11 protein-coding genes are annotated in these 6,364 nt (G+C 66.1%); all 11 read left to right on the top strand.

The features are described 5' to 3' along the window. Positions 1–175 (top strand): EF-Tu C-terminal domain-related protein (locus tag ACX938_RS16705; RefSeq protein WP_459431881.1); only part of this gene is annotated, 175 nt, incomplete at its 5' end. Positions 176–387: 212 nt separating this feature from the next. Beyond that, positions 388–696: a 30S ribosomal protein S10 gene (gene rpsJ / locus ACX938_RS16700; RefSeq protein ID WP_076450108.1), complete on the top strand. Its 309-nt coding sequence runs from the start codon at positions 388–390 to the stop codon at positions 694–696. Positions 697–710: 14 nt separating this feature from the next. After that, positions 711–1,583 carry a 50S ribosomal protein L3 gene (gene rplC, locus ACX938_RS16695; protein ID WP_232754984.1) on the top strand — a complete coding sequence of 291 codons (873 nt, stop codon included), beginning with the start codon at positions 711–713 and terminating at the stop codon, positions 1,581–1,583. Continuing rightward, positions 1,580–2,197, top strand: coding sequence for a 50S ribosomal protein L4 (gene rplD, locus ACX938_RS16690; RefSeq protein ID WP_232754985.1), 618 nt, complete (start codon positions 1,580–1,582; stop codon positions 2,195–2,197). Before rplC ends, rplD begins: the two co-directional genes overlap by 4 nt. After that, complete coding sequence (locus tag ACX938_RS16685) at positions 2,194–2,490, top strand: 50S ribosomal protein L23 (RefSeq protein WP_232754986.1); 297 nt, start codon at positions 2,194–2,196, stop codon at positions 2,488–2,490. The genes rplD and ACX938_RS16685 overlap by 4 nt, the downstream gene beginning before the upstream one ends. A gap of 238 nt (positions 2,491–2,728) precedes the next feature. After that, positions 2,729–3,571 (top strand): 50S ribosomal protein L2, encoded by an 843-nt coding sequence (gene rplB / locus ACX938_RS16680; RefSeq protein WP_232754987.1) that lies wholly within the window; start codon positions 2,729–2,731, stop codon positions 3,569–3,571. 3 nt (positions 3,572–3,574) lie between these two features. Further along, positions 3,575–3,853, top strand: a complete 279-nt coding sequence (gene rpsS, locus ACX938_RS16675) for a 30S ribosomal protein S19 (protein ID WP_216336671.1) — start codon at positions 3,575–3,577, stop codon at positions 3,851–3,853. Between the two features lie 3 nt (positions 3,854–3,856). Beyond that, complete coding sequence (gene rplV / locus ACX938_RS16670) at positions 3,857–4,237, top strand: 50S ribosomal protein L22 (RefSeq protein ID WP_232754988.1); 381 nt, start codon at positions 3,857–3,859, stop codon at positions 4,235–4,237. Next, positions 4,237–4,938 carry a 30S ribosomal protein S3 gene (gene rpsC, locus ACX938_RS16665; protein WP_232754989.1) on the top strand — a complete coding sequence of 234 codons (702 nt, stop codon included), beginning with the start codon at positions 4,237–4,239 and terminating at the stop codon, positions 4,936–4,938. The genes rplV and rpsC overlap by 1 nt, the downstream gene beginning before the upstream one ends. A gap of 13 nt (positions 4,939–4,951) precedes the next feature. Next, positions 4,952–5,365, top strand: a complete 414-nt coding sequence (rplP, locus tag ACX938_RS16660) for a 50S ribosomal protein L16 (RefSeq protein ID WP_459431880.1) — start codon at positions 4,952–4,954, stop codon at positions 5,363–5,365. Between the two features lie 346 nt (positions 5,366–5,711). Continuing rightward, on the top strand, positions 5,712–6,329 hold the full coding sequence (locus ACX938_RS16655) for a 2OG-Fe(II) oxygenase family protein (protein ID WP_459431879.1): 618 nt from the start codon (positions 5,712–5,714) through the stop codon (positions 6,327–6,329). Positions 6,330–6,364: the final 35 nt, after the last annotated feature.

Here is a 6,364-nt window from a genome sequence, read left to right as displayed (position 1 = left end):
CGTGACCGGCACCGTGACCCTTCCCGAGGGCACCGAGATGGTCATGCCGGGCGACAACCTGAAGTTCGACGTCGAGCTGATCGCGCCGATCGCCATGGAAGACGGCCTCCGCTTCGCGATCCGCGAAGGCGGCCGCACCGTGGGCTCGGGCGTCGTCTCGAAGATCGTCGAGTGACGACGGGGTCTTCCCGGGGCTGATGGGCCCCGGGACCTCTCAGGGCCGCGCGACCTCTGTCGGGTGGCCCGCCAGAAATTGGGCACTTAGCCGAGAGGCCCCGGGCAGGAACCGGGGCGCATCGGCCGGAGGCCAGACGCGGTTCGACGAGGGGGCAGGGTGGTCCTGCCTCCTCCTCTCAACTCTCACTAGCCGATGAAGGCGAGATGAAAATGCAAAGCCAGAACATTCGCATTCGGCTGAAGGCGTTCGATTACCGCGTGCTGGACGCCAGCACGCAGGAGATCGTGAACACCGCCAAGCGGACGGGCGCCGACGTGCGCGGCCCGATCCCGCTGCCGAACAAGATCGAGCGCTTCACCGTTCTGCGTGGCCCCCACGTGAACAAGAAGTCCCGCGACCAGTTCGAGATCCGCACCCACAAGCGGCTTCTCGACATCGTCGATCCCACCCCGCAGACCGTGGACGCGCTGATGAAGCTCGACCTCGCCGCGGGCGTGGACGTCGAGATCAAGGTTTAAGGAGGGCACGTAGCATGTTGCGCTCTGGAGTGATCGCAAAGAAGGTCGGCATGACCCGGCTCTTCCTCGAAGATGGCAAGCAGGTGCCCGTCACCGTTCTGCAGCTGGACAAGCTGCAGGTCGTGGCGCAGCGCACCCAGGATCAGCACGGCTACACCGCCGTTCAGCTGGGCTGCGGCACCGTGCGGGCCAAGAATGTCACCAAGCCGATGCGCGGCCATTTCGCCGCCGCCAAGGTGGAACCGAAGCGCAAGGTCGCCGAGTTCCGCGTGGCGCCCGAGAACATGATCGACGTGGGCGAAGAGATCACCGCTGACCACTATTTCGCGGGTCAGTTCGTGGACATCTCCGGCACCTCGATCGGTAAGGGCTTCGCCGGTGCCATGAAGCGGCACAACTTCGGCGGTCTGCGCGCCTCGCACGGCGTGTCGATCAGCCACCGCTCGCATGGTTCGACCGGTCAGTGTCAGGACCCCGGCAAGGTGTTCAAGGGCAAGAAGATGGCCGGCCACATGGGCGCCGTGCGCGTCACCACGCAGAACCTGCAGATCGTCAAGACCGATGCAGAGCGTGGCCTGATCATGGTCAAGGGTGCCGTCCCCGGCGCCAAGGGCGGCTGGGTCACCGTGAAGGACGCGGTGAAGAAGGCACAGCCCGAAGGCATCATCCTGCCCGCCGCGCTGAAGTCGGCTGCCGACGAAGCCAAGCGTCAGGCCGAGGAAGCCGCCAAGCAGGCCGAGGAAGAGGCACGGGCCGCCGAAGAGGCACGCCTGGCCGAAGAGGCCGCGCAGCAGGAAGAGGCTCTCAAGGAAGCCGAGGCCGAGATCGCTGCCGATGAAGACGGCGCCGCGGGCTCGGACGACGAGAAGAAGGAAGGCGAGGAATGAAACTCGACGTGATCAAACTGGACGGCGCCAGCGCCGGATCGGTCGAGCTCGGCGACGAGATCTTCAATCTCGAGCCGCGCGCCGACCTCCTGCACCGCGTCGTGCGCTGGCAGCGCAACAAGGCCATGCAGGGCACCCATGCCACGCTCGGCCGCTCCGATGTCAGCTACTCGACCAAGAAGATCTACCGTCAGAAGGGCACCGGCGGCGCACGCCACGGCTCCCGCAAGGCGCCGATCTTCCGCAAGGGCGGCATCTACAAGGGCCCGACCCCGCGCAGCCACGCCCATGACCTTCCCAAGAAGGTCCGCAAGCTTGGCCTGATGCACGCGCTGTCGGCCAAGGCCCGCGAAGGCCAGCTGGTCGTCATCGACACCGCGGAGTGCGACGGCAAGACCGGCACCCTGGCCAAGCAGGTCCGGGATCTGGGCTGGAAGCGCGCGCTGGTGATCGACGGGACCGAGGTCAACGACGGCTTCGCCCGCGCGGCGGCCAACATCGACGGTCTCGACGTGCTGCCCTCGGTCGGCGCAAACGTCTATGACATCCTCAAGCGCGACACGCTCGTGCTGACCAAGGCGGGTGTCGAAGCACTGGAGGCTCGACTGAAATGAGCGCGAAAGAGACACATTACGACGTGATCCGGAAGCCGGTGATCACCGAGAAGTCCACCATGGCCTCCGAACAGAACGCCGTGGTCTTCGAGGTGGCTCTCGAGGCGAACAAGCCGCAGATCAAGGAAGCGGTCGAGGCGCTCTTCGGCGTCAAGGTGAAGGCGGTCAACACCACCATCACCAAAGGCAAGACCAAGCGCTTCCGCGGCCGCCCCGGTCGCCGGTCGGACTTCAAGAAGGCCTATGTGACCCTCGAAGAGGGAAACACCATCGACGTGACCACCGGTCTCTGATAACAGGCCGCGAATCCTTCGTCGTGGCCCCGGCAGGTCCGGGGCCACGTCGTTTTTCACCGGGCGGGGTGCGTCGCGCGCGCCAACCGGATCCCGCGGACAGGCTTCCGGCCTGACGCGATACCACCGGGCACCTACGGGGGCCTACATCCGAGGGACGGGCAACCGTCCCGCAACATAGGCAGGGCCAGGACAGAGGGTCCGATCCCTGCCGTCTGACATACGGAAGACAGAAAGCATGGCACTCAAGTCGTACAAGCCGACGACGCCGGGCCAGCGCGGGCTGGTGCTGATCGACCGTTCGGAGCTGTATAAGGGACGCCCTGTCAAGGCCCTCACCGAGGGTCTGACCAAGTCGGGCGGTCGCAACAACACCGGACGGATCACGGCACGTCGCCGCGGCGGCGGGGCGAAACGCCTCTACCGGATCGTCGATTTCAAGCGTGGCAAGGCCGATGTGACCGCCACCGTCGTTCGCATCGAATACGACCCGAACCGCACCGCATTCATCGCGCTCCTGCAGTACGATGACGGCGAGCAGGCCTATATCCTCGCGCCCCAGCGCCTCGCCATCGGCGACCGCGTGGTCTCGAGCGCGAAGGCCGACATCAAGCCGGGCAACGCGATGCCCTTCTCGGGCATGCCGATCGGCACGATCGTCCACAACATCGAGCTGAAGCCGGGCAAGGGCGGCCAGATCGCACGCGCCGCGGGCACCTACGCCCAGTTCGTCGGCCGTGACGGCGGCTACGCGCAGATCCGCCTGTCCTCGGGCGAGCTTCGCATGGTCCGCCAGGAATGCTACGCCACCGTCGGCGCGGTTTCCAACCCGGACAACTCGAACCAGAACATCGGCAAGGCCGGCCGCACCCGCCACATGGGCAAGCGTCCGTCCGTCCGCGGTGTCGTGATGAACCCGATCGACCACCCGCACGGCGGTGGTGAGGGTCGCACCTCCGGTGGCCGCCACCCGGTCACGCCCTGGGGCAAGCCCACCAAGGGGGCCCGGACCCGCAACACCAACAAGGCGTCGCAGAAGCTCATCCTTCGCTCGCGCCACGCACGGAAGAAGAGGCGCTAAGATATGGCACGTTCTGTTTGGAAAGGCCCCTTCGTGGACGCCTACGTCCTGAAGAAGGCCGAGGCCGCCCGCGAATCCGGGCGCAACGAAGTCATCAAGATCTGGTCGCGCCGTTCGACGATCCTGCCCCAGTTCGTGGGCCTGACGTTCGGCGTCTACAACGGCCACAAGCACGTTCCGGTGAACGTGTCCGAAGACATGATCGGCCAGAAGTTCGGTGAATACTCGCCGACCCGTACCTACTACGGGCATGCTGCCGACAAGAAAGCGAAGCGGAAGTAAGTCATGGGCCAGGAAAAGAACCCCCGCCGCGTGGCTGACAACGAGGCAATGGCGAAGCTGCGTATGCTTCGCACCAGCCCGCAGAAGCTGAACCTCGTCGCAGCGATGATCCGCGGCAAGAAGGTCGAGAAGGCGCTGACCGATCTCACCTTCTCCAAGAAGCGCGTGGCTCTCGACGTGAAGAAATGCCTTCAGTCGGCGATCGCCAACGCCGAGAACAACCACGGTCTCGACGTCGACGAACTGGTCGTCGCCGAAGCCTGGGTCGGCAAGAACCTCGTGATGAAGCGCGGCCGTCCGCGGGCGCGTGGCCGGTTCGGCCGCATCATGAAGCCGTTCTCGGAAATCACCATCAAGGTGCGTCAGGTCGAGGAGCAAGCCTAATGGGTAACAAGACCAATCCGATCGGCATGCGGCTCCAGGTCAACCGCACCTGGGACAGCCGCTGGTATGCCGACACCAAGGACTACGGCGACCTGCTGCTCGAGGATATCGCGATCCGCGAGTTCATCCACGACGAGTGCAAGCAGGCCGGTGTCGCCCGCATCATCATCGAGCGTCCGCACAAGAAGTGCCGCGTGACCATTCACGCCGCGCGTCCCGGTGTCATCATCGGCAAGAAGGGCGCGGACATCGAGGCGCTTCGCAAGAAGCTCTCGTCGATGACCGACAGCGAGCTGCACCTGAACATCGTCGAGGTGCGCAAGCCCGAGCTCGACGCCCGTCTGGTCGGCGAGTCGATCGCCCAGCAGCTCGAGCGTCGTGTGTCCTTCCGCCGCGCGATGAAGCGCTCGGTGCAGAACGCCATGCGCATGGGTGCCCTCGGCATCCGGGTCAACGTGTCGGGCCGCCTCGGCGGCGCCGAGATCGCCCGGACCGAATGGTACCGCGAAGGCCGGGTGCCGCTGCACACGCTGCGTGCCGACATCGACCACGCGTCGGTCGAGGCCGAGACGCCCTACGGCATCATCGGGATCAAGATCTGGATCTTCAAAGGCGAGATCATGGAGCACGATCCCCAGGCGCGTGACCGCAAGGCGCAGGAACTCCAGGACGGACCCGCCCCGCGCGGTCCCCGTCGCTGAGGAGGTTTGAGACATGCTTCAACCGAAACGTACGAAGTACCGCAAGCAGCAGAAGGGCCGGATCAAGGGCGTCGCCAAGGGCGGCTCTGACCTGAACTTCGGCACCTACGGCCTGAAGGCCCTGCAGCCCGAGCGCGTCACCGCGCGCCAGATCGAGGCGGCACGCCGCGCCATGACGCGTCACATGAAGCGTCAGGGCCGTGTCTGGATCCGCATCTTCCCCGACACCCCGGTCACCTCGAAGCCGACCGAGGTCCGCATGGGTAAGGGCAAGGGCTCGGTCGATTTCTGGGCCTGCAAGGTCAAGCCCGGCCGGGTGATGTTCGAGATCGACGGCGTGGGTGACGAGGTCGCGCGCGAAGCGCTGCGGCTGGCCTCCATGAAGCTGCCGATCAAGACCCGCGTGGTGGTCCGCGAGGACTGGTAAGCCACGTCGCTTGCAGAGAGATCGAGGCCCCCGCCGGGAAACCGGCGGGGGTCTTTTGTTTTGGGGGAGAGGGCAGGGGGGGGCGTCTGGGATTGGGCTGTCCCAGCGTTTGCCCTGACGCGAGGGGGATCAGCCGCCAAAAGCTCACCACCCGCGCCACCCGTCTAGATAGTCGCGTCCCCGCGCGCCCCTCTGGCGTCCGCCGCCCCACCTCCACCATCAGGGCAGAGCACCCCACCTCTCCGCACCACCCCGCCGGAAGAGAACTCCACGTGGAGTTCTCCCGGTGATTTCCACGTGGAAATCACCCCTCGCCAGCCCTGCCGGGCTGCGCTACACCGCCGCCATGACCGAGATCCGTTCGCTCTTCGCGACCCGCCTCTACCGCGCGCCCCTGGCCCCCGCCGACGAGATCGACCGGGCCGAGCTCGAGGCCTCCTGCTATTCCATCGCCGACGACGACGAGGCCGGGCAGGAATGGTGCGAGGAGAACGGCTACCCGGGCTATACCTCCTATGCCTCGCTGACCGATCTGCCCTGGCGCTTCCCGATCTTCGCCGAGGTGGTCCGCGCGCTCGACGCCCATGTCACCGCCTTCGCCGCCGACCTCGAGTTCGACCTCGCCGAGCGTGCGCTGGTGCTCGAGGACATCTGGATCAACATCCTGCCCGAGGGCGGCAGCCACGGCAGCCACATCCACCCGCATTCGGTGATCTCGGGCACGACCTATGTCGCCATGCCCGGCGGCACCTCGGCGCTGAAGCTCGAGGACCCGCGCCTGCCGATGATGATGGCCGCGCCCATCCGCAAGCCCGACTGCCGCGAGGAGCTCAAGAGCTTCGTCTACGTCACGCCCGAGCCGGGCGAGGTGCTCCTCTGGGAGAGCTGGCTGCGCCACGAGGTGCCGATGAACATGGCCGAGGACGACCGCATCTCGGTGAGCTTCAACTACCGCTGGGAGTAAGCGGGCCCCTTGTCTCCCGCGGGCCAGCGTGGCTA

The sequence above is a fragment of the Roseivivax sp. genome, assembly GCF_054552075.1.
Note: the sequence above shows the minus strand (reverse complement) of the source record. Positions and strands in the feature narration are given on the sequence as shown.

Bases quoted from the DNA above. Each gene is read 5' to 3' on its own strand.
- rplC (WP_232754984.1), top strand. From the start codon at position 711: ATGTTGCGCTCTGGAGTGATCGCAAAGAAGGTCGGCATGACCCGGCTC.
- rpsJ (WP_076450108.1), top strand. From the start codon at position 388: ATGCAAAGCCAGAACATTCGCATTCGGCTGAAGGCGTTCGATTACCGC.
- rpsC (WP_232754989.1), top strand. From the start codon at position 4,237: ATGGGTAACAAGACCAATCCGATCGGCATGCGGCTCCAGGTCAACCGC.
- ACX938_RS16685 (WP_232754986.1), top strand. From the start codon at position 2,194: ATGAGCGCGAAAGAGACACATTACGACGTGATCCGGAAGCCGGTGATC.
- ACX938_RS16655 (WP_459431879.1), top strand. From the start codon at position 5,712: ATGACCGAGATCCGTTCGCTCTTCGCGACCCGCCTCTACCGCGCGCCC.
- rplD (WP_232754985.1), top strand. From the start codon at position 1,580: ATGAAACTCGACGTGATCAAACTGGACGGCGCCAGCGCCGGATCGGTC.
- rpsS (WP_216336671.1), top strand. From the start codon at position 3,575: ATGGCACGTTCTGTTTGGAAAGGCCCCTTCGTGGACGCCTACGTCCTG.
- rplB (WP_232754987.1), top strand. From the start codon at position 2,729: ATGGCACTCAAGTCGTACAAGCCGACGACGCCGGGCCAGCGCGGGCTG.
- rplP (WP_459431880.1), top strand. From the start codon at position 4,952: ATGCTTCAACCGAAACGTACGAAGTACCGCAAGCAGCAGAAGGGCCGG.
- rplV (WP_232754988.1), top strand. From the start codon at position 3,857: ATGGGCCAGGAAAAGAACCCCCGCCGCGTGGCTGACAACGAGGCAATG.